The 525-nt window shown below is 67.8% G+C and carries 1 pseudogene; it reads right to left on the reverse strand.

Annotation, left to right across the window (positions count from 1 at the left end):
• Window positions 1-408, reverse strand: a pseudogene (locus AZG88_RS35365) (IS21 family transposase); the annotation flags it as partial.
• Window positions 409-525: the final 117 nt, after the last annotated feature.

A 525-nucleotide genomic window follows, 5' to 3' on the forward strand; every position in this document is an offset into this window, starting at 1 on the left:
CACAGTCACCTTCGACTCCGCCACCTTCTCGGCGAATTGTGCTGCCACATACCGTCGTACGGTCGATTCCGACACCGCGACGCCGTGGTCGTCGCGCAGGCGTTGCGCAATCGTCGCTACCGTCACCGACGCGGTCAGCTGCCCGTCGATCCAGTCGTGGTGCGCGGCGATCGCCGGCCATGTCACCGCCCGCGCCGCCGGGTCGCCGACCTCCGGGAACCATCCGGTGATCAGCTCCCACCAGAGCGGCTCGTCGAACTTCCCTCCCTCGCCCGGTGTCAACCCGGCCGCCACGGCGGGAGCCAGGTATTTCCGGATGGTTTTTCGGTCGATATCCAGGGCCTCCGCGATCTGCACCTGGGACCGGCCGGCATGCCAATGCCGGAACAACTCCATCAGATCGATCATCGTCCACGTTCTCCTCGCCACCGTCAGGCCCCTTCCCGGGCCCCGTTGTCGGTGACCCAGTCAGGAGCGAACCTGCAGCAGCACCCGAACCCCCGGCCGACACGCCCCAGGGGTGGG

It is taken from the genome of Rhodococcus sp. LB1 (assembly GCF_001583455.1).
Classification (GTDB): Bacteria; Actinomycetota; Actinomycetes; order Mycobacteriales; family Mycobacteriaceae; genus Rhodococcus_F; species Rhodococcus_F opacus.